The organism is Desulfovibrio legallii (assembly GCF_004309735.1).
GTDB classification, from domain to species: domain Bacteria; phylum Desulfobacterota; class Desulfovibrionia; order Desulfovibrionales; family Desulfovibrionaceae; genus Desulfovibrio; species Desulfovibrio legallii.
Genome location: NZ_SIXC01000006.1, coordinates 147,607 through 174,005, shown reverse-complemented (window position 1 = coordinate 174,005; position 26,399 = coordinate 147,607). Strand labels below are relative to the sequence as shown.

20 protein-coding genes and 1 tRNA gene are annotated in these 26,399 nt (G+C 63.0%); 17 read left to right on the top strand and 4 right to left on the bottom strand.

Translation table 11 applies throughout. The features are described from left to right. Positions 1-40: 40 nt before the first annotated feature. The 6 genes from EB812_RS06505 (at position 41) to EB812_RS06480 (ending at position 9,669) form a co-directional block, all read left to right on the top strand. Entirely contained in the window at positions 41-1,831 is a 1,791-nt protein-coding gene (locus EB812_RS06505) for a CgeB family protein (RefSeq protein ID WP_242621222.1), read from the top strand. Continuing rightward, positions 1,828-3,231, top strand: a complete 1,404-nt coding sequence (locus tag EB812_RS06500) for a glycosyltransferase family 9 protein (protein WP_118229120.1) — start codon at positions 1,828-1,830, stop codon at positions 3,229-3,231. Before EB812_RS06505 ends, EB812_RS06500 begins: the two co-directional genes overlap by 4 nt. A gap of 116 nt (positions 3,232-3,347) precedes the next feature. After that, positions 3,348-5,207 carry a flagellar hook-length control protein FliK gene (locus EB812_RS06495; protein ID WP_118229121.1) on the top strand — a complete coding sequence of 620 codons (1,860 nt, stop codon included), beginning with the start codon at positions 3,348-3,350 and terminating at the stop codon, positions 5,205-5,207. Between the two features lie 17 nt (positions 5,208-5,224). Then, positions 5,225-5,980: a flagellar hook assembly protein FlgD gene (locus EB812_RS06490; RefSeq protein WP_130957954.1), complete on the top strand. Its 756-nt coding sequence runs from the start codon at positions 5,225-5,227 to the stop codon at positions 5,978-5,980. A gap of 89 nt (positions 5,981-6,069) precedes the next feature. Then, the gene (locus EB812_RS06485) at positions 6,070-8,469 is read left to right on the top strand and encodes a flagellar hook-basal body complex protein (RefSeq protein ID WP_118229123.1); all 2,400 of its coding nucleotides are present in this window, start codon (positions 6,070-6,072) and stop codon (positions 8,467-8,469) included. Positions 8,470-8,772: 303 nt separating this feature from the next. After that, positions 8,773-9,669, top strand: coding sequence for a flagellin N-terminal helical domain-containing protein (locus EB812_RS06480; RefSeq protein ID WP_118229124.1), 897 nt, complete (start codon positions 8,773-8,775; stop codon positions 9,667-9,669). 119 nt (positions 9,670-9,788) lie between these two features. Here the strand turns inward: EB812_RS06480 and rnc are convergent, their stop codons facing one another. Beyond that, a complete protein-coding gene (rnc, locus tag EB812_RS06475) occupies positions 9,789-10,508 on the bottom strand; it encodes a ribonuclease III (RefSeq protein ID WP_118229125.1) in 720 nt (239 codons plus the stop codon). A 102-nt stretch (positions 10,509-10,610) separates the two neighbouring features. On the opposite strand from rnc, the gene EB812_RS06470 reads away from it, so the two are divergent. The 4 genes from EB812_RS06470 (at position 10,611) to EB812_RS06455 (ending at position 14,824) form a co-directional block, all read left to right on the top strand. Beyond that, a complete protein-coding gene (locus EB812_RS06470) occupies positions 10,611-10,958 on the top strand; it encodes a hypothetical protein (RefSeq protein ID WP_118229126.1) in 348 nt (115 codons plus the stop codon). A 239-nt stretch (positions 10,959-11,197) separates the two neighbouring features. Further along, positions 11,198-13,945: a TIGR03960 family B12-binding radical SAM protein gene (locus EB812_RS06465; protein WP_130957953.1), complete on the top strand. Its 2,748-nt coding sequence runs from the start codon at positions 11,198-11,200 to the stop codon at positions 13,943-13,945. Positions 13,946-13,952: 7 nt separating this feature from the next. Continuing rightward, on the top strand, positions 13,953-14,573 hold the full coding sequence (locus EB812_RS06460; RefSeq protein WP_118229128.1) for a GDSL-type esterase/lipase family protein: 621 nt from the start codon (positions 13,953-13,955) through the stop codon (positions 14,571-14,573). Positions 14,574-14,575: 2 nt separating this feature from the next. After that, positions 14,576-14,824 carry a hypothetical protein gene (locus tag EB812_RS06455; protein ID WP_118229129.1) on the top strand — a complete coding sequence of 83 codons (249 nt, stop codon included), beginning with the start codon at positions 14,576-14,578 and terminating at the stop codon, positions 14,822-14,824. A gap of 691 nt (positions 14,825-15,515) precedes the next feature. On the opposite strand, the gene EB812_RS06450 is transcribed toward EB812_RS06455, so the two are convergent. Further along, on the bottom strand, positions 15,516-15,992 hold the full coding sequence (locus tag EB812_RS06450; RefSeq protein WP_118229131.1) for a chemotaxis protein CheW: 477 nt from the start codon (positions 15,990-15,992) through the stop codon (positions 15,516-15,518). A 140-nt stretch (positions 15,993-16,132) separates the two neighbouring features. Continuing rightward, positions 16,133-18,085: a protein-disulfide reductase DsbD family protein gene (locus EB812_RS06445; RefSeq protein ID WP_242621221.1), complete on the bottom strand. Its 1,953-nt coding sequence runs from the start codon at positions 18,083-18,085 to the stop codon at positions 16,133-16,135. 83 nt (positions 18,086-18,168) lie between these two features. Between EB812_RS06445 and EB812_RS06440 the strand changes: the two genes are divergently transcribed. From EB812_RS06440 to recJ, 7 genes are all read left to right on the top strand, one after another. Then, a tRNA-Lys gene (locus tag EB812_RS06440) sits at positions 18,169-18,244 on the top strand. Between the two features lie 479 nt (positions 18,245-18,723). After that, entirely contained in the window at positions 18,724-19,605 is an 882-nt protein-coding gene (locus tag EB812_RS06435; protein ID WP_118229132.1) for a YicC/YloC family endoribonuclease, read from the top strand. Positions 19,606-19,608: 3 nt separating this feature from the next. Then, complete coding sequence (locus EB812_RS06430; protein ID WP_118229133.1) at positions 19,609-19,866, top strand: DUF370 domain-containing protein; 258 nt, start codon at positions 19,609-19,611, stop codon at positions 19,864-19,866. Then, the gene (gmk, locus tag EB812_RS06425) at positions 19,863-20,471 is read left to right on the top strand and encodes a guanylate kinase (protein WP_118229134.1); all 609 of its coding nucleotides are present in this window, start codon (positions 19,863-19,865) and stop codon (positions 20,469-20,471) included. The genes EB812_RS06430 and gmk overlap by 4 nt, the downstream gene beginning before the upstream one ends. A gap of 21 nt (positions 20,472-20,492) precedes the next feature. Further along, positions 20,493-21,254, top strand: a complete 762-nt coding sequence (gene pyrF / locus EB812_RS06420; RefSeq protein ID WP_130957952.1) for an orotidine-5'-phosphate decarboxylase — start codon at positions 20,493-20,495, stop codon at positions 21,252-21,254. 87 nt (positions 21,255-21,341) lie between these two features. Beyond that, positions 21,342-22,277: a tetratricopeptide repeat protein gene (locus tag EB812_RS06415; protein WP_118229135.1), complete on the top strand. Its 936-nt coding sequence runs from the start codon at positions 21,342-21,344 to the stop codon at positions 22,275-22,277. Next, positions 22,274-24,007, top strand: a complete 1,734-nt coding sequence (gene recJ, locus EB812_RS06410) for a single-stranded-DNA-specific exonuclease RecJ (protein ID WP_118229136.1) — start codon at positions 22,274-22,276, stop codon at positions 24,005-24,007. Before EB812_RS06415 ends, recJ begins: the two co-directional genes overlap by 4 nt. Before the next feature lie 198 nt (positions 24,008-24,205). On the opposite strand, the gene EB812_RS06405 is transcribed toward recJ, so the two are convergent. Continuing rightward, on the bottom strand, positions 24,206-26,365 hold the full coding sequence (locus EB812_RS06405) for a RelA/SpoT family protein (RefSeq protein WP_118229137.1): 2,160 nt from the start codon (positions 26,363-26,365) through the stop codon (positions 24,206-24,208). Between the last annotated feature and the right edge of the window lie 34 nt (positions 26,366-26,399).

The window sequence follows — 26,399 nt, the reverse complement described above, 5'->3', positions numbered from 1 at the left end:
AGCGCCCCGCTTCCGCCCCTTGCCCGGAACGGTAAGGGGCATGTCCTTTGATGTGGAAGCTCTTCTGCCCGACGGCCGTACGCTGCGTATGCTGGGGGCGGGCGGCCCGGAGCGCGAAACTGCAGCCGTGCGCGCCGCCCTGAACAGACTTTCGCCGCCTGCGGCCCCACAGAGCCCCGACACGGCCGCCGCACGCTTCGACCCGATGGCCGTCGGCCCGGCCCCGGCCCTGTCCGCAACGCTGCCCGTGCTTCTGGGCTGCGGCTTGGGGCACGCCCTGCGCCTGCTGCTGGCCCGCACCACGGGCCCGCTGGCGGTAGTGGAAAAAGAACGGGCTCTGCAAGACTGCAGCGGCGCGCTGGCCGCCCTCAGCCCGCAAGAGCGCGCCCGCATTGTTCTGGTTGCCGATCCGGAGGCGGAATCTGCCCTGGCCGCCCTGACCCGCTGGCAGGCGGAACACGGCGGCCACCGTCTGTTGCCTGTGGCCCTGCCGTTTTATCAGCGTCTGGACGCGGCCTACTACGGCTTTTTGCGCCAAAAGCTCGAGGCCAGCGCCCGCTTTGACTTCTGGAGCCGCGCCGTGGAACCGCGCTTTACCAGCGCCCGCCCCCGCCTTTTACTGCTCACCAGCCGCTACTTTCTTATGGGCGAAATCGAAGCCGCCTGCCGCCAGCTGAACCTGGAATACCGGCTTCTCACCGTAGGCGACGGCGATGTGGCCCAGGCAGATTTTGTGCGCCGCCTGCTGCGCGCCGTACTGGAATTCCGCCCCGACTGCTGCCTGACGCTCAACCACATGGGCGTGGACGTGGAGGGCGTGCTCATGGACCTGCTGGCCCGGCTGCAACTGCCCCTGGCCTCCTGGTTTGTGGACAATCCACACCTGATTATCCACCTCTACACGCGCTGCGTGAGCCCCTGGACAGCCCTGTTCACCTGGGACAGCGACAATATCCCCAGCCTGCACGCCGCGGGCTTCGAACATGTCTTCTATCTGCCCCTGGGCACGGACCCGGAACGCTTTTGCCCCGGCAAAGAACGTGACGCCCCGGCGGCCTGGCGCGCGGCAATCTCCTTTGTGGGCAATTCCATGCTCTACAAGGTGGGCGGAAGGCTCAAAAACGGCCGCTTTCCCCGCGCCTTGCTGCTGCCCTTCAAAACCGTGGCGCGGGCCTTTATGGAAAGCGAACTGCGTTCGGTGCCCGCTCTGCTGGAGCGGGACTTTCCCGATGTACACGCCCGCTACCTGGCCCTGCCGGACAATGAAGCCAGGCTGGCCTATGAGACGGCCGTCACCTGGCAGGCCACCCGCCTCTACCGCAATGGCTGCGTGCGCCGCCTGCTGCCCTTTCACCCGCTCCTTGTGGGCGACGCGGGCTGGAAGACGGAATTCCGCCACGAATCCGCGCAGCCCCGTTATCTGCCCGCCCTGAGCTACTATACGGAGCTGCCCGCCTTTTACGGCTGTTCAGACCTCAACTTTAACTGCACCAGCAAGCAGATGAAAGGGGCCGTGAACCAGCGTATTTTTGACATCCCCGCCGCCGGCGGTTTTGTGCTTACCGACTGGCGTCCGCAGATGGAACGCCTGTTTGAACCGGACGAAATGGCCGTCTACCATGAGCCGGAAGAAATAGCGGATCTGACCCGCCACTTCCTCTCCCATCCGGACCAGCGTCGCGCTCTGGTCACGGCCGGACGGCGGCGGGTGCTGGCCTGCCACACCTGGCGGCATCGTCTGCAAACCCTGCTCCACCAGATGCGCGCGGTTTACGGCGTAAAAAGCGTTCAGGACGCTACACCAGCGCCCCCCCCCGGACCCATGACGTGAACGCGGACCCCATCCTCATCTTTCAGCTCCACCGCATGGGGGATCTGCTGCTCACCTTTCCCCTGCTGCTGCGCCTGCAACGACTGTGGCCGGAGCGCCCCCTCTGGGTGGTGGCCGAACCGCAGTTTTTTATGCCCCTCACGGCCATAGCGCCGGAGGTGGTTTTTTTCCCTCCGTCCCACTGCGCGACCCTGGCCCGTGCCCGCTATAAGGCCGCCTTCAATCTCTGCAGCGCACCCGCAGCAGCCCAGTGCATGGCAACCCTGCGGGCGGAGCGCAAGCTCGGCCCCGTGGCCGGCCGCAAGGGCTTGCATGTGCGCGGCTTCTGGCAGCTGTACCGGACAGCGCTAACCCAAAACAACCACAACAACGCCTTCCACTGGGCGGACCTGCATTTGCTGGACCTTGCCCCCACTCCAGATCTGCGCGCCGTGCCCCACGCGCCGTTGCGCCGCGCCGGGGCGCGGCGTGTGGGCCTGGTGCTGGGCGCCAGCACCCCGGCCAAACGGCCCGACGCGGATTTCTGGGCACGGCTGGCGCGACGGCTGGCTTCGGCCGGCGCCCCCCCTCTGCTGCTGGGCGGCCCGGCCGAGGCCGCGCTGGGGGCAACAGTGGCCCGCAAGGCCGGTCTGCCCCAGGCCAACACCTGCGGTCGGCTGGACCTGGGCCAACTGGCGGCCCTGATGCGCACCCTGGACCTCTGCGTCACACCGGATACGGGCCCCATGCATTTGGCAGACTATCTGGGCGTGCCCGTGCTCAACCTTTCCATGGGCCCCGTGCACGCGCGGGAAACGGGCCCCACCGCTCCCGGCCAGTGGGTGCTGCGCGCGGGCATGAGCTGTGTGGGCTGCTGGCAGTGCGGACGCGGCCGCCTGTACTGCAAAGGGGCTTTCAGCCCGGCGGCCGTGGCGGACACGGTGCTGGCCCTGCTGCAGACCCCCTGCCTCGGCCTGCCTGCCGCCCTGCCGTCCAGGCCTGGCCTGCGCCTCTGGCGCACGGGCCGCGATGTCCTGGGCCTGCACAGCCTCTCCGCCGTGGGCAGCCCTTCACCTTCCTGTCGTCCCGTACTGGAAGACTTCTGGCAGGCGGTTTTTCTGTACATCTACCAGCCCGCTCTGGCACCCTTGCTGCAAACTCGCCTGACGGCCCTGCACACGCGCTTCCCCGCACTGCAGACGCGTCTTGGGGCAGCCCTGGCGCAGGTCTGCGCCCACTGCGCCGCAGCCCTCAGAAATGACGCCCGCAGCCTGCCCCCAGGTTTCTGGAACTCCCAGCCGCCCCTGGCCCGCCTGGGCAGCGGTTTTTTGCACCTCTATCTGCAAAACGCCAGCTACAGCCGCCGCGCTTGGCGCACGGCCCTGGAACGCCTGGCCGACCTCGCATCCAGGCTGGGCTGAAGTACGGCGGCAAGACTTGCCCATTACTCCCACAGTATATTTTTATCTTATTAAAATATAATTATAATTTTTTTTGGAACACTCCTTGAATCGTACCGGTGCGCAAGGAGAGGACCATGCAGATTCTGCCCATCGCCACCGACGCCGCCGCCGCTACCGACGCCCTCTGGAGCGCCCAGAGCGCTGCCCGGAGCGCCGATGGCTTCGCCGAATATCTTCAGACCATGCACACAGCCATGGACAACGCGGAAAACGGCGAAAGCGTCTCCGCTGATGCGGCCTTGGCCCAGGAGAATACCGCCGCTGTCGCCACCACCGGCACCGCCGCCACAACGCAGGTGCAGAGCCCCTACACCCGCACCACTTCCAACGGCGTCACCTATACGCTGGAGGAAGTCTGCTTTACCAAACAGGAGCTCCAGAACCTACGCCAGCAACTGGCCAAGGCAGGCGTTTCAGATGAAGGCCTGGAACGCCTGGACGCCCTGGCCGATCAGCCCGACGGCGCAAGCCTGGCCATGGTGCTGGCCAGCCTCAAAACCGGCGGCAGCACGCCGCAGTTGAGCGACGACGAAAAGTCCGCCATTACTTCTCTGCTGAAAAAAATCGATCCCACCGGCGTGCTGGACGACAACGCCCAGGCCCTCATGCTGCAGGGCAACGGCGCGGAAGCCCTGGCGCTTATTCAGAACTTTGTCGCCAGGCTGGACCAAAGCACCGGCATTACGGTAACGCAGACCGAGGCCCTGGCCCTGGGCAAAGGGCTGGGGCTTTCCACTTCGGCTCTGCTGGGACTGCAGAACCAGTTCGGCACCGCCACGGAACTGCTTTCCACGCCTGCCCAGCTGAGCAATCTGCTGGCCCCGGCCACGGACTATTTTACCGCCGCCAAGACTGCGCAAAAAACCCTGGACGCAGCCCTCAAGGATACCCTGCAGCCCATGCTGGCCAAGGCCCGCGCCCGCACGGAAAAAGAAAAACAGGCTTACGCCCTGCAGAACAAAAAAGCCCAGCAGAGCAAAGCCGTCATTGACGACACCGTACAGCAAAAAAGCCGGCAGGTGCTGGAGCAAACGGTGACGAAAACCGGAACAGCCGACGCCAACACGGCTGCGGGGCAGTCTACAGCACAGCAGGCCACAGCGCGGCAAACCGGGCAGCCTTCGGATCAGACGAATGCCGCGCGTCAAAGCGCCGATGCTGGCGCTGCATCCCTGCAGCAGCAGACCAGGTCCGTGCAGAGCAGCGCACTGCAGGGCGGGGAACAGACAAATACGGGCAAAAAGGATCAGCCTGCAACCGACGATAACGCAGGCAAAGAGGATAACACAGGCAAAAAGGACGCCTGGAGTGACCTGCTGCAGACCGTTGCCGTCAAGACCGCCCCCGCCACAAGCACGGCGCGCGCCGACGCCCAGGCGCCCCTTTACGCCGCGCAGAACCTTGCCGGTGAAACGCCCGCCGCCGTCGCCAATGCCGCCGCAACGCCGCCACAACTGGCGCGCCAGGTGGCGGGACAGGTGGAGAGCGGCTTGCTTGCATCCATGCAGAACGGCGGCACCCGCCTGGACCTGCAGCTGCACCCGCAGGAGCTGGGGGCCATTACCTTGAGCCTCACCGTGCGCAATGGCGAGGTTACCGCCCTGATCCGTCCTGAAAAAAGCGAAACTGCCGACATGGTCAACCGCCAGGTGGAGCATATCCGCCTTAACCTGGAGCAACAAGGCCTCAAGGTAGACAAGGTGGAAGTGCGGCTGGATTCAAACCAGCAGGACGCTTCTGCCTGGCAAGACCTGCAGCAGCACAATTCCTGGCAGGAAGAAGATGCCCGCCGGGAAGAGCTTGCCCGTCTGAAAAACTTGGCAACATTTCGTAATAACAACAAAAATGATACATCTGCAACATTGGAACAGCCTGTGCATTCTTTGGGCGGAGCGGCAGGATATGCCGCCGGAACTCTTAATGTGGTGGCCTGAACGGTTGGGAGAACACCATGTCCAGCATAACGCAATCCATTACTCAGACCAATAACGAGTTCAGCCAGGCCCTGAGCAGTCAGACCAGCGGCTCCAGCCTGGACAAGGATTCCTTCATGCTCCTGCTGGTCACCCAGTTCAAGTATCAGGATCCGCTCAATCCCATGGAAGATAAGGAGTTCATCTCCCAGATGGCCCAGTTCTCCAGCCTTGAGCAGCTCATGAACCTGAACGACAGCATGGAAGGGCTGACCACCGCCACCAACAACCAGCAGATGATCAACGCCACTTCCTACATCGGCAAAAACKTCACCGTGTCGGGCAATGCCATAGGCAAGGTTACGGACGCCGAAACCAAGACGGCCACCATCACCCGCTTCCGCTATGCGCCGTCAGACGCCGTGGCCAGCGGCACCATCACTGTGCGCGACAGCGACAACAAGGCCGTTTATACCCAGACCCTGGGCACGCTGAGCTCCGGCACCACATATGAATTCAACTGGAACGGCCAGACCAGCTCCGGCGCCACGGCCCCGGACGGCGTGTACACGGTGAGCCTCTCTCTGCTCAACAGCTCGGGCGAAGCCGTACTTTCCGATCAGGTGGTAGACGCCACAGTCACGGGCGTGGTTACGGACAACGGCACCGTGTACCTGGGCCTGGAGGGCGGCCAGCTCATGGCCCTTTCCGACGTGCGTCAGGTTATGTTGCCCAGCACTACCAGCACGGATACCGACACAAGCACAGATTCGAAGGCCAGCAGCGGCAGTTAACGGCAAAACTCCGGCCAGGCGGCCGCGCCCCAGGCGCGCCCCGGCCAACACAAATATCCCCCTATCCCCAAGCAGACACGGAGGAAGTTATGGGTCTTTCAGCCAGCATGTGGGCCAGCGTTTCAGGCCTGCTTTCCCACGGACAGAAGATGAACGTGGTGGGCAACAATATCGCCAACGTGAGCACCATCGGCTTCAAAAGCCAACGCATGGACTTCAACGACTATCTGTACCGCAGCACCGGCACGGCCAGCGGCACTTCGCAGATCGGCGCGGGCGCCAGCGTTTACGCCATTCTGGGCGACTATTCCACCGGTTCCTTTGAAAGCACCAACTCGGTGACGGATCTCGCCATTGACGGCAACGGATTTTTTCAGGTGCGCAAGACCAACAGCAAAGAAAAATACTACACCCGCGCGGGCGACTTCTATTTCAACAATGACCGCGAACTGCAGAACCCTGAAGGCTATCTGCTGCAGGGTTGGAAGGTGAACAACGAAAAAAAGCTCACCTTCAACAGCGGCTCCACCAACCTGGGCACGGCCAGCAGCAGCGAATCCGCCTATGTGGGTTCCGGCACGCCCACAGACATCGTGCTGGACAGCTGGAACATCCTGCCCCAGCAAACCACCAACGTCACCTTTACCATGGGCCTGACCAACGACGGCACGGGCGACCGCACCACCAGTGAAACCAGCCCCATGACGGCCCTGTTTGACCTCTGGAACGGCGCCAGCGAACCGCCCCTGGCGGACACGGCCTACGCCACCCAGTCCAGCATCGACGTGTATGACGAAGGCGGCGCCACCCATACCCTTACCGTCTATTACGACCAGGTGGACACCAGCAAGACGGACTCCAACGGCAACACCCTGTACAGCATTGAGGGGCTGCCCGCGGGCTACAGCATGTATGAATACCTGGTAACCGTTCCGCCCTCTGAAGATCGGCGCAGCTATGGCGGCCAGGACTACGACCCCGCCACCAACACCTGGGGCACAGAACCCACGTCGTTTTACGACGACCCCGTCAAGGGCACCAATAAAAATGCCGGCGTACTGATGAGCGGCGTCATGATTTTTGACGCCAGCGGTCAGCTGGTCAACCAAACGGCCTACAGCTATGGGGCCACGGAAACGCCCGATGCCAACGACCAGGTGAGCGTGGACCCCTCGGACAAAAAGTCCTGGCAGCCCACCAAGACCTCCAGCAACGGCGTGCCCGTGTTCACAGCCAACTTTTCCGGCCAGCCCCTGGCCAACAGCGTGAGCGAAACCATGCGCACCAGCGCCGGCGGCACGCCCGTGAGTCAGGCCCAGGACTATATCATAGAGCTGGATTTCGGCCTCAAAAACCTGAGCAACCCGGCCTGGAACAACCCCACGGCCACCACGGTCAAGACAGACAGCTCCGGCAACCCTATCGGCACCTGGCCCTCTGCCCCTGCCACAGAAGTCAGCATGGGGATGGACAAATACGGCTACTACCAGGAAGTGGGCGACGAAAAGCTGTATGGGCAGGATTCCGGTAGCCACGACGTCTATGCCGACAGCACCGGCTATTATTACTATGACGGCACAAATAAAATCTACGGAACGACCAGTGCCGGGACAGAGGTCATGTATGACGGCGCTTACTACATCGACGACAGCGGTACAAAGTGCTACAACACCACAGTAGTTTCAGGCGCAGAAACGCCCGCCTACCAGAACAGCTACGGCTGGTATTATAAGGCCGGATCAGACGACGTCTACGGTACGGCAAACGGCTTCAACGTGCTGCACGACTCTACGGGGTACTACTACACTGACGGTTCCGGCACGCGCCAGGATGTGACCAGCAGCGAATTTACCGCCATCACCACCACGGCCGTGAAGCCCGAAAGCCCCACTGCCCCTCTGGACAGCACGCGCCTGCAGGCCGTCACATCCTCTGAAAAGAACAGCCTGGCCAGCCTGACCACTATATCCAAGTCCACGGGTTCAAGTTCGGGCATCCCCCAGTTCAAGAACGTCATCAGTTACGGTTCAACTGTGCCTACCATGGCCACCGTGGAGCGGCAGGAATACGCCAGCGCGGCCAATACCACATCCTACACCGTGCAATCCAGCAGCCAGGACGGTTACGCCTCCGGCACGCTGAGCAATGTGGATATTGACGAAGCCGGCGTGGTCTACGGCATCTATTCCAATGGCAAGACCATTCCGCTCTATCAGATAGCTCTCTACGACTTCCAGTGCACCCAGGGTCTCTACCGCGAAGGCGGCAACCTCTTTTCCGCCACCCAGGATTCGGGCGAGCCCCGCGTGGGCGTGGCCGGGGATAACGGCTTCGGGGCCACCAAGGCCTACAACATTGAGCAGTCCAACGTGGACATGACCACTGAGTTTGTGCAGATGATTGCCACCCAGCGCGGCTTCCAGGCCAACTCTAAGGGCATAACCACCGTGGACACCATGCTGGAAACCGTCATCGGCATGAAGCGGTAGGCATGCAGGAATAAGAGCACAAGGCCGGGGGCTGGGGTTTACCCCTTCCCCCACGGCGTTGGGGATAGCGCCGCGCCTTTTCCCTCCGTGGAGCGCCGGTTCCGGAATCATCCGGGACCGGCGTTTTTTGTTGTAAAAACCACCAGCGCCCCAGCCCCGCGGCGTCAAAAAAGCCCGCAGCACACCTGGAAAATTTTTCCTCGTGCACAAAATAGATATTCAATGCAGTGTTATTATTAAGTATTTTTTTTTGGCACATGGATTGCATTTCGGTGGGCAGCATAACCCACCAGGAGGTGTCCCATGTCTTTGGTCATTAACCACAATATGATGGCCGCCAACACGGCCAGAAATCTGAACAGTCACTATGCGGCACTGAGCAAATCCACCCAGCGGCTTTCCACCGGCCTGCGGGTCAACTCTGCGGCGGACGACGCCGCCGGCCTGGCCATCCGCGAACTGCAGCGGGCCGACATCGCCACCCTGCAGCAGGGCGCGCGCAACGCCAACGACGCCATTTCCATGATCCAGACCGCCGACGGCGCTCTGAGCGTCATTGACGAAAAACTGACCCGCATGAAGGAACTGGCGGAACAGGCGGCCACCGGCACCTACGATTCCACCCAACGCCTCATGATCGATTCCGAATACCAGGCCATGGCTTCGGAAATTACCCGTATCGCCAACGCTACGGACTTTAACGGCATCCACCTGCTCGACGGCACCCTTTCCGACGACACCCACGACGGGTCGGGCATCACCGCCACGGGCAAGATGAAGATCCACTTCGGCACGGGCAATGATTCCGCCGAGGACTACTACTACATCAAAATCGGCAACAGCACGGCTTCGGCCCTGGGCGTGGGCAACAGCGCAGACCCCAACACTTCCATGGCCTTTACCGTGTCCACCCAGCAGGCTGCCCAAAGCGCTCTGGTGGGCATTACCAACGCCATCGTTTCCAAGGACAATATCCGCGCACACCTGGGCGCCATGCAGAACAGGCTGGAGAACACCATCACCAACCTGAACACCCAGGCCGAAAATCTGCAGGCCGCCGAATCGCGTATTTCGGACGTGGACGTGGCCACGGAAATGACGGAATTTGTGCGCAACCAGATCCTGAGCCAGTCGGCCGTGGCCATGCTTTCTCAGGCCAATTCGCTGCCTCAGATGGCCATGCAGCTCATCGGCGGTTAACCCCCGAAAGCGCATAGCGGCAGAGGCAGACCAAAGACGGGAGGTCCGGGGGCATCTGCCCCCGGACCGGTCCAGAAGACCGTCGCTGTGCCGCTCTCGCCCCCCAATAGGCGGCGCGCTCAGTCCTGGTCTTTTAATTGCAAAGCCGCAAGCGCCGTACGCGCTGCGGTCTGTTCCGCTTTTTTGCAGCTGCTGCCCGTGGCCCGAAACTCGCGCCCGTCCGGCAGACGCAAACCCACTTCAAATGTTTTGGCGTGTTCCGGCCCCTTGCTCCCCAGCCGGGTGTACAGTGGGGCCTGGCCGAAACGCTGCTGCGAGGCTTCCTGCAGCCGCGTTTTATAGTCCTTGACCACCGTGGCCTGCGGCGCTTCCGGCCAGCACTGGGCAAACAGACGCCCCACCGCCGCCTTGGCCGCAACCTCGCCGCCGTCTTCATAAATGGCGGCCAGCACTGCCTCCAGCGCGTCGCTCAGCACGGCATCGCGCTCACGCCCGCCCTGACTTTCCTCGCCCCGACCCAGTTTGATGCACTGGTCCAGCCCTAGGGCTCGCGCCCTCTCGGCCAGGCTTGTGGTGCTCACCAGCCTGGCGCGCAGCCGGGTCAGCTGTCCCTCCCGCGCGTCGGGAAACCGTCGGTACAGCTCCCACGAAACGCACAGTTCCAGCACCGCGTCGCCAAGAAATTCCTGCCGTTCGTTGTGTTCCGGCCCCGCCCCGTACTCGTTGGCCCAGGAACTGTGGGTCAAAGCCCTCTCCAGCAGCTCCGGACGCGCAAATACGTGCCCCAGCAAAGTGCGGGGGTCAGGGGTGGGGACGGCCTCTGCTTGCGTCTTGTTCATGCCCGTACTGTAGCCATTTCGCGCCGCTTGGCAACAGAAAATGCCTTGACATGCGCCACGCCAGCGCCTACCTATGGCCCATCAACCCTGTAGGAGAAAGGCATGGCTTATGACATCCGCTTGATGAAACTGGTGACCGGCGAACTGGTCATCGGCAAATACGACGCCGCCAAAGACAGCCTCACTGAAGTGGCGGCCATTCAGAGCATTCCCACCCAGCAGGGCGTGCAGATGATGATGTTGCCCTATGGCTATCCCTTTGAGCCGGACTTTACCGGCGTTCTTGAGGGAAAAAATTTCCTCTACCGCTACGCCAACACCCCCAAGGAACTGCAGGACAAATATATCGAAGCCTGCACCAACCTCACCGTGGCCGGGGGCCTGGGCAAGCTGCAGTTCGGTTCAGAGCCCTTTGCCGGCGGCGGCGCGGGCGGCGGCCTCATCAAATAATTTCCGCCGGGCTTTCCCGGCCTGTGCGCCCTTTACGCCAAAAACCTGTTGGGGACATTTTACCGTTGAGAATTGGCTTTCTCAGCGGTAAAATGTTTTGGCGTCATACTGGCTCACCAAAGAATCCTGGCCGCTGCGCGACAGACGCGCCGCACCGCCAAAAAATTCTCCCACCGCATTTTGCGCTATTTTCGGGCGGCCCTGCGCCGCCCTTTTTGTACCCCTAACCAAGGAACGACATGCGCGAGCTGCTGCCCCTGCTGCCACGCCCCAGCCGCTACGCGGGCATTGAAGACAACGTTTGCCGCAAAGATCCCACCCGCGTCCGTCTGCGCGTAGCCCTGGCTTTTCCCGATACCTACGAGGTGGGCATGTCCTACCTGGGCCAGAAGATCCTCTACGGCGTGGTCAACGCCCGGCCCCAATGGTGGGCTGAAAGGGTTATGGCTCCGGAGCGTGAAGCCGCGCAGGTGCTGCGCGAGCACAACGCCCCCCTGGCCACCCTGGAGTCGGATACCCCCCTTGTCCGCACGCATGCCCTCTGTTTTTCCATCACCCACGAGCTGTGCTATACCAACGTGCTCTATATGCTGGACCTGGCGGGTATTCCCCTGCGTAGCGCGGACCGGCCAGAAAGTCTGGACGCCTGTCCGCTGGTGATGGCCGGCGGCGGGGCCCTGCTCAGCGCCGAGCCCCTGACCCCATTTGTGGATTTGATGGTTCTGGGCGACGGCGAAGAAAGCCTGCCGGACGTGCTGGAACTGCTGGAAAAAGCCCGCGACCGGGGCTGGACCCGAAAGGAACTGCTCCACGCGGCACGGCGCATCCCCGGCGTGTACGTGCCATCTCTGTTCACGCCCGTGTCGGCCGCGCCCGGCGCGCCTTTGCGCCCCCTTGTGGCGGATTATGCCCGCCCGGCACGGCGCATTGTGGCAGACATCAATAAGGCCGCCTATCCCGTGCGCCAAGTGGTGCCCGTGGGGGCCGTGCACAACCGRCTCTCGCTGGAAATCGCCCGCGGCTGCACGCGCGGATGCCGCTTCTGCCACGCCGGCGTGGTCTATCGCCCTGTGCGAGAGCGCTCCCTGGAAAATATTCACAGCCTGTTGCGCCGCTGCCTGGACGAAACAGGCTTTGACGAAATTTCCTTCCTCTCTCTGAGCACCGGAGACTATTCCGCCCTGAAGACCCTGAGCCTGAGCGTGCTGGACCGCTGCGCCGAAGAACAGATCAGCCTTTCCCTGCCTTCGCTGCGGGTGGGCTCCATCGACGACGCCATCATGGAACGCATGGCCGAGCTGCGCCGCACAGGCTGCACTCTGGCCCCAGAGGCCGGCAGCCAGCGCCTGCGCGACGTCATCAACAAGGGCGTAAGCGAAGAAGGCCTGCTGCTGCACGTGCAAAAACTGCTGGAACATGGCTGGCGGCAGGTGAAGCTCTACTTCATGATCGGCCTGCCCACGGAAACGGACGCGGACCTCACGGCCATTGCCGACCTCTGCCGCAAGGTGCGCGACGCCGCCGGCCCCGGCGGCCCCCGCCTGCAGGTAACCGCCGCCCTCTCCCCCTTTGTGCCCAAGCCCTTCACCCCTTTCCAGTGGGTAGCGCAGAGCAGTCAGGACGAAATCCGCCGCCGGGTAAACCTGGTTCGCGACGCCTTCCGCGGGCTGAAGTGCCTCAAACTGCGCTGGCACGAACCCGCCATGAGCCACCTGGAGGGCATCCTTTCCCGCGCGGACAGGCGCATGGCCGACGTGGTGGAGCTGGCCTACCGCAAAGGGGCCGTGTTCTGCAGTTGGGCCGAAGGCTTTGACCTGAACCCCTGGCTGGAAGCCCTGGAAGCCTGCGGCCTCAGGGCCGAGGATTATACCGGCCCGCGCGAGCCCGGCGCGCCCCTGCCCTGGAGCCATTTGGAAGCCGGAGTTTCCGAAGACTTTCTGCTGCGTGAATACCGCCGCGCCCTGGACGGCAAAATCACCGACGATTGCCGCTACGGGGCCTGCCGTCAGTGCGGGGCCTGCGACACCAGGGCCGGTTCTTCCCGTCTGCCCCACACGCCCACACCGGAAACGGCGTACCCCACGGACGCGGACGGCATGCAGGCCGCACCGGCAACGGCAACCGCAGACGCGCCCCCCGCACGCCAGGCGGACAGTCCCTTCGGCGCGCCGGCCTGGCCCGACGCCGCCCGGCACTGCAACCGCCTGGTCTTTGCCCAGCGCGACCAGGCGGCCCATCAGCCCCGACGCGACGATACCGGCCGCATTGTCTGTCGCGTTCAGGGCAACCGGCCCCCCGGCGTGGCGCCGGAGCTGACCGTCAAGGCGGCTCAGTACCGCGTCTGGCACAGCAGGGTCGCCGGCAGCGCCTGGCTGAGTCAGCTGGAGCTGCAGGCCGTGCTGGACCGGGCACTCCGCCGGGCGCGCCTGCCCCTGGCCTTTTCCCAGGGCTTCCACCCCATGCCGCTGGTGTCCTTTGGCCGCGCCCTGCCCGTGGGCGTGGAAAGCGCAGCGGAATGGTTTGCCCTGACCCTGCACCAGAACCTGCCGCCCGAAGCCGTGGCCGCCCAGCTGGCCCCGCACCTGCCGCTGGGCATGGAAGTGACCGCTGTGGAACGCACTACCAAACAGGCGCGCACAGAACAGGCCGTGGCCGAGGCTTTTTGCTGCCGCCTGCCCACAGCAGCGGAAAACCGCGAGGTCGCCCACTGCTTTGCCGCCTTTGCCGCTCTGGATTCCTGCCCCCGCAGCCGTGAAACCAAAAAGGGACCGCGCACCACAGACCTGCGCCCCCTGCTGGCGCGCTGGGATGTGGCGAAAGGCGACGGTGCCGTGACATTTGTGGCCGACTGGGGTAGTGCATATCTGTCGCCTTTAAAATTGTGTTTGGCCATTCTGGAGCCTCTGGGGGAAGAAACTTCCCTGCAGCCCCGGCTGCATCTGTGCAAGACCGCGCAAATCTTTGCCGACGGGCAGACCCGTCCGTGAGGAGCCCATGTCCCGTACGCCGACCTGGTTCTTTTTTGGAGATTCGCTCACTTTGGGAGTGAACGACGACCAGATGCCCGGCGGCTGGGTCAGCCGGCTGGCCGTACTGGGGCGTGAAGTCGGTCTGTACGGCATCCCCCGCGCCACCTTCTATAATCTGGGCGCACGGCGGCAAGGCACGGCGGACGTGGCGCGCCGCTGGCGGACAGAAATGGAGGCCCGGCGCATCCCCGGCATGGAACCGCGCCTGGTGTTCTGTGTGGGGGTAGTGGATATGGCCGCGCCCGGAGGCGGCACGCCACGCAACCAGGATGCAGTCCTGGCGGACCTGCGCCCTATGCTGACGGCAGCCCAGGCCTTGGCCCCCACCTTGGTGGTCAGCCCGCCGCCGGTGGCCGACGCGGACACGCGGCAACGTCTGGCCGCCCTGAATGCGGGCCAGAAAAAAATCTGCGCCGACCTGGGCCTGCCCTTTGCGGAGGCATACAGCGCTCTGGCCGCCGACAAAACCTATCTGCAAGACCTGAGCGACGGCCTGCACCCCGGCCCCCAAGGCTGCGCGCTTATGGCAAAAACCCTTTTGGCGCAACCCTGCGTACGCCGTTTTTTCAGCTTATCAGGAGCATGATCATGGGATCCTGTATGCCCTTTCCCGACGAAAAGCCCTTTGCCGAACGCGTCAAAAACCTGGCTGAGGACGAACTGCTGGAAATCTGGGAAGAAACCCAGCAGATTGAGTGTATGATCAGCGCGGAACTGCACACGGAAATCACCATTGCCCCGGACTATGAGCGCCTGATTGTGGAAGAGCTGCGTCTGCGTTCCTCCCGCCGCGCCAAGGGCGGCCACGCCTCGGCGCTGCGCTCCGTAAGGCTGTAATTCGCAGGACGCTGGTTTTTGCGCTATTGCTTTTTGCGCTGTTTTTCCCGGGGGATGCCGCCCGTAAAATATGCCGTGAAAGACGCGCGGCCGCGGCGTTTGTGCGCCCAGCCGGGCACAGGCGGCTGTAATAAGGCAATTTCACTTTGAAATTGCCCTGGCGACTGCATGAGCAGATGCCTGCCGTGGGGCGCAAGCGTAGCTTCAGCTGTTACGGCGCAGGAGCTTCCCGTTACGACGAAGGAAGTTACAGGCCAAGACAGCAGCACCAGTTACGGATGCAGACAGTACCGCTGGGTATTTGCGCGGACAAGCGCCGGAACGAGCCTGTTCAACTTTGAGGATACATATTCTTAAAGGTAATATGCTTACACTCTAGAGCAGTTAGCGAATGAAATGAGCTAACTGCTCTGCAAGGATTTTCTTGAAAATCCTTGCCACGAAATGCGAGAAGGCAGGCTTTTGCCTGCCGTAAGCGAGCATTTCAAGTGTTAAATGCTCTAGCAAAAAAAACAGGCTGTCGCGTAAAACAACAGTGCCGGTGGAACGCGCGTTCCACCGGCACTGTTCGGTATGGGGCAGGAGCCTGCCCGACGGAGCAATGCCCTTCCGGAATCGGTCCGGCAGTTGCGTGAGCAGGTTCCGCCGCCAAAGCGCTTGCGGGCCTTGGCCTCTCGCAAGGCAACCGGCTTTAAACGGCGCTCAACATGTCCATGTCTTCGCTGGAAAGCAGCTTGTCCAGATCCAGCATGATCAGCAGACGGTCCTGCAGTTTGCCCACGCCGCTGATGTAGTCCGAGTCCACCCCGGCCACCACCGGCGGCGGCGGTTCCACCGTGCTTGCCGGAATGCGCAGCACCTCCGACACGGCGTCCACCACAAAACCCACAATAATGTTGTTGATTTCGATCACGATGATGCGCGTGTTCTTGTCGTGGGCCTTGGGGGCAAGGCCGAAACGCCGCCGCAGATCGATGATCGGAATGACCTTGCCGCGCAGGTTGATGACGCCTTCCACAAATTCCGGAGCCCGGGGCACCTTGGTGATCTCCATAGTGCGGATGATTTCCTGCACTTTCAGGATATTCACCCCGAACTCTTCCTCGCCGATGCTGAAGGTCACCAGCTGCAGAAGTTCGTCTTCCTGTTTTTTCTGGTTCAGATCCATATCCGCTCCCTTGTCAGAACGCCAAGCCACGCACAACCGTGCCGCTGCGGCGGGCAGGCCGCGGCGCGGGCCCTCGTGGCACACACTGGTTTGTATCGGCCTGACCGTAAAAAACCATAGGCCTCAAGACCATAAAAAAATCAGCTCCCGTCAAAAGCCCGCTGTAAAGCCGACTCCAGAGCCCGCACGCCGTACACGTCACGCAGCACCAGGGGACGCGACGCACCCGCCCCGGCCGGGAAAAGCGCGGTGAGCGGGATGCTCTTGCTGCCTAAAGCCTCCAGCAGGCGCACAGCATAGGCGTCGGCGCGGGTCAGGTCCACACGCACCAGTTCCAGCCCGTAACGGGCCTGCAGGCCACGCATACGCTCGTCAGTAAGCACTGTGGCTTCCATAAATTTGCAGTTGGGGCACCAGTCCGCCGTAAATTCCAGCAACAACGGTTTTTGCCCCAGCGAGGCGCTGAAAACTTCCGGGCTGAACGTCCGCCACTGGGGCAAAGGCGCCACGGGCCGCAAAACCAGCACCATGGCCGTAGCCAGCAAAAGCCCGCCCAGGCCGCCTACCAGCCGCCGCCGCAGGGGCGGCGCGTCCACACCGCAAAACTGCCCCCACAGCCAGGCACAAAGCGCCACCACCAGCAGCATGCTCAGTACCTGCATGTGCCGCTCCACCGGCAGAATGGAAAGCAGATAGAGCGCTGTGCCCAGCAGCAAAAAGCCCACCATGCGCTCAAAAATACGCATCCACATGCCGGGCTTGGGCAAAATGCGGGCCAGGTTCGGCCAGATGCTGAACAAAACATAGGGCAAGGCCATCCCCAGCCCCACGGACCAGAACACAACAACAACCACGATAAGCGGCTGGGTAAAGGCCCAGCCCAGCACGCCCCCCAGCAGAGGCCCGCTGCAGGGCGTGGCCAGAAAGGTGGAAACCAGCCCGCTGGCGTAAGCCTGCAGACAGGGATTTTTGCTCTGTGCGCCCGCCTTGAGGTCGATGACCGGCAGGGTGAACACCCCCAGCATGGAAAGCCCCATAAGAAAAACCAGCAGCAGCATAACCATGAGCACGGCTTGATTCTGATACAGCTGCCCCCACATAAGATCCGCCAGGCCCAGAACCAGGGCCAGGGCGCTGAACAAGGTCATAACCCCGGCCGCAAAGCAGATATTGTGCTGCCGAAAGCGCCGCAGGCCCTCCTTGCCGCCGCCGCCCATAAGCAGCAGCCCACTGACCTTAAAGGTCAGTACGGGCAGCACGCAGGGCATGATATTGAGCAAAAGCCCGGCCAGCATGCCAAACAGCAAGGCCTTGCCCAGACCGGAAATTTCCAGACTGGCGTCCAGATAGCGCGGCGTGAGGCTCAGGTCAAAGMCGTCGGGCGGCGGCAGGGCGGCCTGCGGCGCTGTGAGGACGTCGCCAGGGGGCAGACCGACAGTCGTGCCGGGAGCAGGGGCACGGACAGCGCCCGGCGGTATTGCCGCACCGTCCTCCTGCGCCGTCTCTTCACCTGTGGCCTGGGCCGGCGGCTGCGCGCTTACCCGCCGCCACTGACCGGCCCAGGGTTGCGCCTCCAGTGGGGGCGGGTCCGCAGGCAGAGCGCCCTGCAGGGTTTCGTCCACGGGCTGACACTGACGCGGAGAGCATAAAAGCAGGCTCAGCGCGCCCGTATACGGTTTGCCCGCCGCTGCCGCGGGCACGCGCGCAAAGAGGAGGGTTTCCCCCTCATATACGGAAACCGTCACCGAAGGGTCGTAATAGTCGCGCTGCACGGCCCCCGTCGGATACCAGACCGGCGCGGCCGGCCCGCCCGCAGGCTCCAGGGTCAGCACCGTGGGCCTTCCCGCGTCGCCCGGCTCATGGCTATAGGCGTGGAAGCCTTCAGGAATGTGCAGCCGCAGGGCCAACACCAGGTTCTGGCCGTCGCGGGCCACCTCCAGCTGGCGCCCCAGCCTGGCGGCATCAGCCGCGCCCGGCCGCCCAAGCCCGCACAAAAGCAGCAGCGCCAAAACGCCCAGACATGCCGCCCACAGCCGTGCTTCAGGCCGGGAAAAAACGCCCGATTCTGCGGGAAGGCCCTGCTCTTGTTTCACTAAATCACACCGTTTTGACAAATTTTTTTCCTTTTCTCTTGACAGAGACGGCCCATGCGGGTAAACCCCTTTTCACGTTGCACGGGTCATTAGCTCAATTGGTAGAGCAGCTGACTCTTAATCAGTTGGTTCGGGGTTCGAGTCCCTGATGGCCCACCAAAGAAAAGCAAGGACTTAGAGTAAAATCTAAGTCCTTTTTTTATTTTATTTCTCTGAGAAGGGCTCATTCCGAATACTCCTGCACTGCCTTTGGGCTTCCCGCCGCTCTGTGACGCCACGGTTCACCAGGTGCGGCCCAGGCCAGCATGACCAAGCGTATTAACAATAAAATCGCACTATTGGCCATGACAACCGATAGCCAGCTTGCATACATCCCCGCCATAACCATCAGCTAGGCCACTTTTATCATGCCGGGCAGCGCAGCGTCAAAGTGGATATCCACGGTTTACGGAGTACCTCAACGACAGGGGCAAGCGCTTTCTCCGGACCGCTCTGCCCCTTTTTGACGACAGGCCCGGTCTGCGCTCCAAACGGTTTGCGCCCTCCCGTGCAGGCGGAACAGCCTCCGCCCGGCGGGCCACTTGCATTCGCCCTTGCCTTGGCCTACACTTGCTTAATTAAATGCAGGAAGGATCCCCATGCTTCGCAGTATGACCGGGTTTGGCCGCTGTGTGGTGGAAAGCCCCCTTTTCACCCAGCAGTGGGAAGTAAAAAGCGTCAACAGCCGCCACCTGGACCTCAAATGGCGTCTGCCCCCCGCTCTGCGCAGCCTGGAGGCGCGGCTGGAAAAGGTCGTGCGGCGTTATGCCTCGCGCGGCCGGGTGGACATCAGCCTTATGCTCCAGTACGCCCCGGGCGGCGCGCCGGCCACGCGCTTTGACGCGCCCCAGGCCGCGGCCATGCTGGACGGCCTGCAGGCCCTGGCCCTGGCCCGCGGGGACGACTTTACCCCGGACTACAACCTGCTGCTGGGCATCAGCGCCCTGTGGGGCGACAACGGCGAAGAACTGGACGAAGACACCGCCGCCGCCCTGGAAGAAGGCCTGTCTCTGGCCCTGGAAGACTGGAACGAAGCCCGCGCCGCCGAAGGCCGTGCCCTGGCCACGGACATGCATTCCCGCATTCTGCGCATGGAGGAATGGACCGGCCTTATCGCCGAACGCGCGCCGGCCATCCGCGACGAACGAACCGTCCAGCTGCGCGATCGCCTGGCCGAGGCCCTGGGCCAGAATGGTCAGGAGCTGGACGAAGGCCGCTTTCTGCAGGAAATCGTCACCCTGGCCGACCGACTGGACGTGAGCGAAGAGCTCACTCGCCTCAGCACACACCTGGCCCGGCTGCACGATTTGCTCCAGTCCGGGGGCGACGCCGGGCGACGGCTGGACTTCACCCTGCAGGAATGCTTTCGCGAAATCAACACCTGCGGCAACAAACTGCCCGACGTGCAGCTTTCCCGCCTGGTGGTGGACTTTAAGAACGAACTGGAAAAATGCCGCGAACAGGTCCAGAATCTGGAATAATCCATGCCCCGTGACAGACTTATCAACATCGGCTTCGGCAACTATGTGCTGGCGGGCCGGGTGGTGGGCATTGTCAGCCCCGCCTCCTCGCCCATGAAACGCCTGCGCGAGGACGCCAGGGCCGAAGGGCGGCTCATCGACGCCACCCAGGGGCGCAAAACCCGCTCCATTCTGGTAACGGATTCCAACCACGTAATCCTCTCCTCCATTCAGCCGGAGACCATCAGTCAACGTTTTGCGCAAGAGGAAGAAACCCGATGACCCGCCAAGGCATCGCCCTGGTTCTGAGCGCCCCTTCCGGCGCAGGCAAGACCACCCTGGTCAAGCGTCTGCAGCAGGAATTTCCCGGCTTTGCCTACTCCGTTTCCTGCACCACCAGGCCCCCCCGTGCGGGTGAGGTGGACGGCAAGGACTACCACTTTTTGCAGCGCGCGGAATTTGAACGCCGCCGCGCCGCAAAGCAGTTTGCCGAGTGGGCCGAAGTGCACGGCAATCTTTATGGCACGCCGCTGGATCCGGTAAAGCAGACTCTGCGGCAAGGCACGGATCTGCTTTTCGATATCGACGTGCAGGGCGCCGCCCAACTCAAGCTCAGCCTCGCCGAGGCCGTCTTTGTCTTCATCCTGCCGCCCGGTCTGGACGAGTTGGAACGCCGCCTGCGCGGACGGGGGCTGGACGATGAGGCGAGCATTCAGCGCCGTTTGGCCAATGCCCGGCAGGAAATGGCCGCGTCCCGCTGGTACGACGCTCTGGTGGTTAACGACGACCTGGATCAAGCCTACGACCAGCTGCGGGCCGTGTACCTCGCGGCCACCTTGGCCCCGGCGCGCAACCCCGGCCTGGTGGACGCCCTGCTGACCCGCTGAAACCGTATGTTTGAGGAAAATATGCCCTCGACCCGCGCCCTCCCCTGCCCCCAACTGGTGGCGGCCCTGGACCTGCCCGACAAAGACCGTGCCCTCTCCCTGGCCCGGAGCTTGCGCGGCATCGTGCCCTGGTGCAAGGTGGGCATGGAGCTGTTTACCCTGGCTGGCCCAGCCCTGCTGGAAGCCCTGCGCGGCCTGGACTTCAAGGTTTTTCTGGACCTGAAATTCTATGACATTCCCCACACGGTGGCACAGGCCGTCAAGGCTGCCGCTGCCGGCGGCGCAGATCTGCTCACCCTGCACTGCCAGGGGGGGGAACGCATGTGCCGCGCGGCGCGCGAGGCCGCTGCGGGCCTGCCCAACGGCGGGCCGCTGCTCTTCGGCGTCACGGTGCTTACCAGTTTTGCCCAGGACGAAATGCCGGGCATTGCCGCCACTCCCAGGGCATTCGCCCTCTCCCTGGCCCAGGGCGCAGCGGCCTGGGGCCTGGACGGCGTGGTCTGCTCCGGCCACGAGGCCCCGGAGATCAAACAACGCTGTCCGGACCTGCGCTGCCTCTGCCCCGGCATCCGCCCGACGGGCGCTGCCGCCGACGACCAACGCCGGGTCATGACGCCGGCCATGGCCGTGGCTGCCGGGGCGGACTACCTGGTGGTCGGCAGGCCCATTCTTACCGCGCCGGACCCGGTTCAGACTGCGCAAGACATGGCAGACGCCATCCGCCTGGCCGCCACGGATTTTACCGGGCAACAGCCTTCCGGTCCGGGCGGCGCACCGGCATAAGGCCCCTGGCCGCAACCGCGCTCCGGACGTACATTGCACGCCTTCCGGCCAGCCTTTTCTGGCCGGAATTCGGCAGACGAGGAAATCATGGCCGCATCCGATCCCACATCCGCTCCCAAGCCCGCCGCCACGGCCCCCGCGCCCGGCGCCGCCCCTGCCGCCAACGGCAAAACGCAGGTGCGCGGCGTGTTTTCCACCCAAGAGGTGCGCAAGGTGGGCACCGGCACCACCACCCGCAAAACCGTGCAAAAAAATTTCTGGTTTGTGGAGCAGCAGGGCAACGTCATCCAGTGCCAACCCCTCAACCCCAACTATGTGCCCAGCGGCCCCAAGCGCACAATCACCCTGGACGAACTGCTCAGCAAATTCGCCCCGGAACCGGAATTTTATCTCAATTCCGTGTTTCCAAAAATGATGGAACTGCAGCGCAGCGTGGAAAACGGCGACAGCCACCGCGAAAAAGGCGATACCTTCACTGCGGAATACGCATACGACCACGCCCTTACAATCGACGAAGAAAATGTGCGGGCCAACTTCGGCATCGGCCTCACCTACCTGGAACGCGGCGACACAGCCCGCGCCCAGGATATTTTCGAGCGCCTGGTTAAGCTGGATGGGGCCTTTGAGCCTGAGCACAAACACCTCTTCAACGAATTCGGCATCAACCTGCGCAAAAACCACATGCTGGAGCAGTCCCTGGCCTACTACCGCCGCGCCCTGGAGCTGACCCAAAACGACGAAAATCTCTACATGAATATGGCCCGCGTGCAGCTGGAAGCCAAAGATCTGCAAAGCTGCATCGACAACCTGCTGCACGCCCTACGCCTAGCCCCCCGCCACGAACCCTCACTCAAATTCCTGGCCTGGCTCATCCAGAAGCAACTAGTGCCCGCCGAACGGGTGGACGATGTGCGCGCGGCCCTCCAGGCCGCCAGCAAAGCCGCCGCACCGGCCGCCGCAGCCGCGCAAGCCGCTCCCGCTGCCGCGCCTCTGCCTTCACCGAGAGGCGGAACGCCATCGTGAAAATCTGGCACAAACGGCAAGCGCCCGCGGGGCAGCCCCCTGCGCCGCCCCCGGCCTGGGCCGAAGAATTGGGCATTTCCCTCCCCCTTCTGGAACTGCTCTGGCGACGGGGCTTTACCTGCAAAGAGAACATAGACGCCTTCCTCTCCGCCCGCCTGGGATCCCTTACCCCGCCCTCGCGCTGGCCGCAGATTCCCGAAGCCGCCGACCTCCTGGCCCGCGAGCTGCTGGCCGGCAAATCCCTGGCTGTCTGGGGCGACTACGATGTGGACGGCATCACAGCCACAACCCTGGTGCTGGACGTGCTGGAAGGCCACGGCATCCATGCCCACTGGCACATCCCGGACCGCCGCAGCGAAGGCTACGGCCTCAACGTGCCCCAGATGGAAGCTCTGGCCGCCCAGGGCTGCGGCCTGCTGCTCACCGTGGATTGCGGCATTGCCGACGTGGCCGCCGTGGCCCGCGCCCGCGAACTGGGTATGACCGTGGTGGTTTCAGACCACCATCTGCCCGGTCCGGACCTGCCCCCGGCCCAGGCCCTCTGCAACCCCCGCCTCTGCGCAGAGGCGGACTTGCCCTGCCCCCACCTGGCCGGCGTGGGCGTGGCCTTTTATCTTATGGGCGCGCTCAACGCAGCCCTGGCCCCGCACACGGGCCGCCGCCATCGCATGGACAACGTGCTGGACCTGGTGGCCTTGGGCACACTGGCGGACGTTATGCCCCTTAAGGGCGAAAACCGCATTCTGGTGCGCGGCGGGCTTGCCCACATGGCCGCTACGGCCCGGCCTGGCCTGGCTGCCCTCAAGGCCGTGAGCAAACTGGACCCCGCCGCCGCCCTGAGCAGCGGACAGGCCGTCTTTCGCCTGGCGCCGCGCATCAACGCCGCTGGCCGCATGGGCCAGGGGGCCCTTGCCCTGCGCCTGCTGCGGGAAAAAGACCACGCCCAGGCCGCCGCCCTGGCCCAGGAGCTGGACGCCCTCAACACCAGCCGCCGCGAAGAAGAAGAACGCATCCACCTTGCCGCCCGCGCCCAGGCCCTGGACCTGCTGGGCCGCGAACCCCGCGCCGGTCTGGTGCTCTACGGCAAGGACTGGCACCCCGGCGTGGTGGGCATTGTGGCCTCCCGCATGGTGGAAGAATTCTACCGCCCCACTGTCATCCTCTGCGATGACGGCGGCGGCGTCAAAGGCTCCGGCCGCTCGGTGCGGGAATTTGACCTCCACGCGGGTCTGGCCCGCACGGCCCATTGCCTGCTGGGCTTCGGCGGTCACCGTCTGGCCGCCGGCGTGCGCCTCACCCCTGGAAAAATCGCCGAATTCCGCGCCGCTTTTGAAGCCGTGTGCGCGGATATCCTCGGCCCTACCCCCCTCATCCCCAGCCTCACCCTGGAAGGCGAACTGGGCTTCGACCAAGCCAGCAACCGCAACTTTCTCAAAGAGCTGGAACTGCTGCGCCCCTTTGGCCCCGGCAATGCCGAACCCGTCTTCGCCTCCCCGCCTTTGCTGGTGCGCGACCGCGCCCCCCTGGGCCGCAACCCGGAACACGCCCGCTTGCGCCTCCAGGACGAAAACTGCGGCGTCACCCTCAGCGCCAAAGCCTGGGGTCTGGGCAAAGACCTCACCCCCGCCCTGGTGGGCCGCCGCATCCGCGTGGCCTATACCCCCAGGCTGGATACCTACAACGGCGTCGCCTCCGTAGACGTAGGCATCAAAGACTGGCAGCCCGTTTAGGGGAAAATTTTGTGGGGGGAAGGGAACTTTTGTGAACAAAAGTTCCCTTCCCCCCACACCCCCCATCCTTCAAAAAACTTCTTTCCCTCAGGGAACGCGCCGGACGTACCCTGGCAGAAAGAAAAATTTTTCGCGGGGAGCTACGCAAAAAGCAGCGGGCACACGTCTGAACGGCACGGCTGCCCCGTGTGCCGGGCTTCAGGCGTCTTCGGCGTCGCGCACTACTTCGAGGATGGCGGGCAGAGAGCGGATGGCTTCGATGAGCTGGTAGAGTTGTGTGGCGTCGCGCACTTCCACAGTAAAGCGCAGTTTGGCCCGGCCGTCCACCAGGTTATCCATGTTCAGGCCGGTGATATTGACGCCGTTTTTAGCCATGGTCTGCGCCACGGTGGCCAGCACGCCCTGTTCGTTTTTGGCAATGATGAAGATGCCGGCCTCGTAGGGTTTTTCTTCCATGCCGTCCCAGTGGACGGAAATGAGACGTTCCGGCTCCATATTGGCCACATTGGGGCAGTCGGCCCGGTGCACGCTGATGCCCAGCCCCCGGCTGATGTAGCCGATGATGGGGTCGCCGGGCACGGGGTTGCAGCACTTGGCAAAGCGCATAAGCACGCCGTCCACGCCGGAGATGCCCACGCCCTCGGTTTTGCGGGCGGCGGCCTCCTTGCTTTCCTTGACCGAAGGCGGCGCGGGTTCGGCCGCGGCAGCCGCCTCTGGGTGGAGCACGGCATAGAGGCGGTTGAGCACCTTACGCGGCGTCAGGTGGGCGTACCCCACGGCAGCCACCAGGTCGTCCACGCTGTCAAAATTCATCTCCTGGGCCACCAGGGCCAGCTGCCCTTCCTTGGCGGTCTTGCCCACGTTAATGCTGACCTTGCGGCCTTCCTTTTCCAGCAGGTCGCGGCCCAGGGTTACGGCATGGCTGCGTTCTTCGGTGCGCAGATAGCGCTGGATGCGGCTGCGCGCCCGCGCTGTCTTGACTATCTTGAGCCAGTCCCGGTTGGGATTGCGCGACGGGTCTGTGACGATCTCCACCACGTCGCCGTTTTTGAGCTCCGTGCCCAGGGGCATGAGCCGCCCATTGATCTTGGCCCCGGCGCAGTGCTGGCCCACGTTGGTATGGATCATGAAAGCGAAGTCCAGCGGTGTGGCCCCTTCGGGCAGTTCCTTCACGTCGCCGGCGGGCGTGTAGACGTAAACCTCGTCCTTGAAGAGATCCATCTTCAGGGAGTGCATAAACTCGCGGGAGTCGCTCTCTTCACTCTGGCGCTCAAAAATTTCGCGCAGCCAGGCAAACTGCTCCAGATCTTTGCTGTTGACGCGGCCTTTTTCTTTATACAGCCAGTGGGCGGCCACGCCGTGTTCGGCCTGACGGTGCATATCTTCAGTCCGAATCTGGATTTCAATACGTTCTCCGTCGGGGCCAATGACCGTGGTGTGCAGGCTCTGGTAGCCATTGGCTTTGGGCATGGAGATATAGTCTTTGAAGCGTCCGTGCACGGGCCGCCACTGAGAATGCACCAGCCCCAGCACGGCGTAACAGTCCCTGATGTCCTTGACCAACACGCGAAAAGCCATAATGTCGTGCATTTCGTCCAGGGTCAGCGATTGGGACTGCATTTTTTTGTAAATGCTGTACTTGTGCTTGATGCGGCCGTAGACCTGCCCAATGATATCGTTGGCGGCCAGTAGATCCTTGATCAGGGCCACCACCTTTTCAATAATCTGCTTTTCCACCACCTGGTGTTTGTCCAGCCAGTGGTCGATCTGGTTGTAGATGTCCGGCCGCAGGTATTTGAAGCTCAGATCCTCCAGATTGCGCTTCATGATATACAGGCCCAGCCGGTTGGCCAGCGGGGCGTAAATATCCATGGTCTCCTGGGCGATGCGCTTTTGCTTGTAGGCTTTTTGAAAGTCCAGGGTGCGCATGTTGTGCAGCCGGTCAGCCAGCTTGACCATAAGCACGCGCATGTCGTGGCTCATGGCCAGAATCATCTTGCGGATGTTTTCCGCCTGGGCTTCTTCTTTGTTTTCAAAAGAAATTTTGCTGATCTTGGTAACGCCGTCAACAATGTCGGCTACTTCTTCGCCGAAATTTTCTTCAATCTCCTCAAGGGTGGCTTTGGTGTCCTCCACCGTATCGTGCAGCAGACCAGCGACAACGGTGGGTTCGTCAAAGCCCATTTCGGCCAGGGTATCGGCCACGGCCAAGGGGTGGGAGAGGTAGGGCTCACCCGAAAGGCGGGTCTGACCCGCGTGGGCTGTGGCGGCAAACACATAGGCCTTCTGGATAAGCTCCAGATCGGCGTCGTTGTTGTTGGCCGCCACTTTGTCGAGAATTTCCTGGATACGGATCATGCATAGCCCCATTGCGGACAAAAATGCCGCTGAG

Excerpts from the sequence above, each read along its gene's own strand:
- EB812_RS06460 (WP_118229128.1), top strand. The coding sequence starts at position 13,953 with ATGTCCCGTACGCCGACCTGGTTCTTTTTTGGAGATTCGCTCACTTTG.
- EB812_RS06405 (WP_118229137.1), bottom strand. The coding sequence starts at position 26,365 with ATGATCCGTATCCAGGAAATTCTCGACAAAGTGGCGGCCAACAACAAC.
- EB812_RS06435 (WP_118229132.1), top strand. The coding sequence starts at position 18,724 with ATGCTTCGCAGTATGACCGGGTTTGGCCGCTGTGTGGTGGAAAGCCCC.
- EB812_RS06415 (WP_118229135.1), top strand. The coding sequence starts at position 21,342 with ATGGCCGCATCCGATCCCACATCCGCTCCCAAGCCCGCCGCCACGGCC.
- EB812_RS06455 (WP_118229129.1), top strand. The coding sequence starts at position 14,576 with ATGGGATCCTGTATGCCCTTTCCCGACGAAAAGCCCTTTGCCGAACGC.
- EB812_RS06505 (WP_242621222.1), top strand. The coding sequence starts at position 41 with ATGTCCTTTGATGTGGAAGCTCTTCTGCCCGACGGCCGTACGCTGCGT.
- EB812_RS06480 (WP_118229124.1), top strand. The coding sequence starts at position 8,773 with ATGTCTTTGGTCATTAACCACAATATGATGGCCGCCAACACGGCCAGA.
- EB812_RS06485 (WP_118229123.1), top strand. The coding sequence starts at position 6,070 with ATGGGTCTTTCAGCCAGCATGTGGGCCAGCGTTTCAGGCCTGCTTTCC.
- rnc (WP_118229125.1), bottom strand. The coding sequence starts at position 10,508 with ATGAACAAGACGCAAGCAGAGGCCGTCCCCACCCCTGACCCCCGCACT.
- EB812_RS06495 (WP_118229121.1), top strand. The coding sequence starts at position 3,348 with ATGCAGATTCTGCCCATCGCCACCGACGCCGCCGCCGCTACCGACGCC.
- gmk (WP_118229134.1), top strand. The coding sequence starts at position 19,863 with ATGACCCGCCAAGGCATCGCCCTGGTTCTGAGCGCCCCTTCCGGCGCA.
- EB812_RS06470 (WP_118229126.1), top strand. The coding sequence starts at position 10,611 with ATGGCTTATGACATCCGCTTGATGAAACTGGTGACCGGCGAACTGGTC.
- pyrF (WP_130957952.1), top strand. The coding sequence starts at position 20,493 with ATGCCCTCGACCCGCGCCCTCCCCTGCCCCCAACTGGTGGCGGCCCTG.
- EB812_RS06430 (WP_118229133.1), top strand. The coding sequence starts at position 19,609 with ATGCCCCGTGACAGACTTATCAACATCGGCTTCGGCAACTATGTGCTG.
- EB812_RS06450 (WP_118229131.1), bottom strand. The coding sequence starts at position 15,992 with ATGGATCTGAACCAGAAAAAACAGGAAGACGAACTTCTGCAGCTGGTG.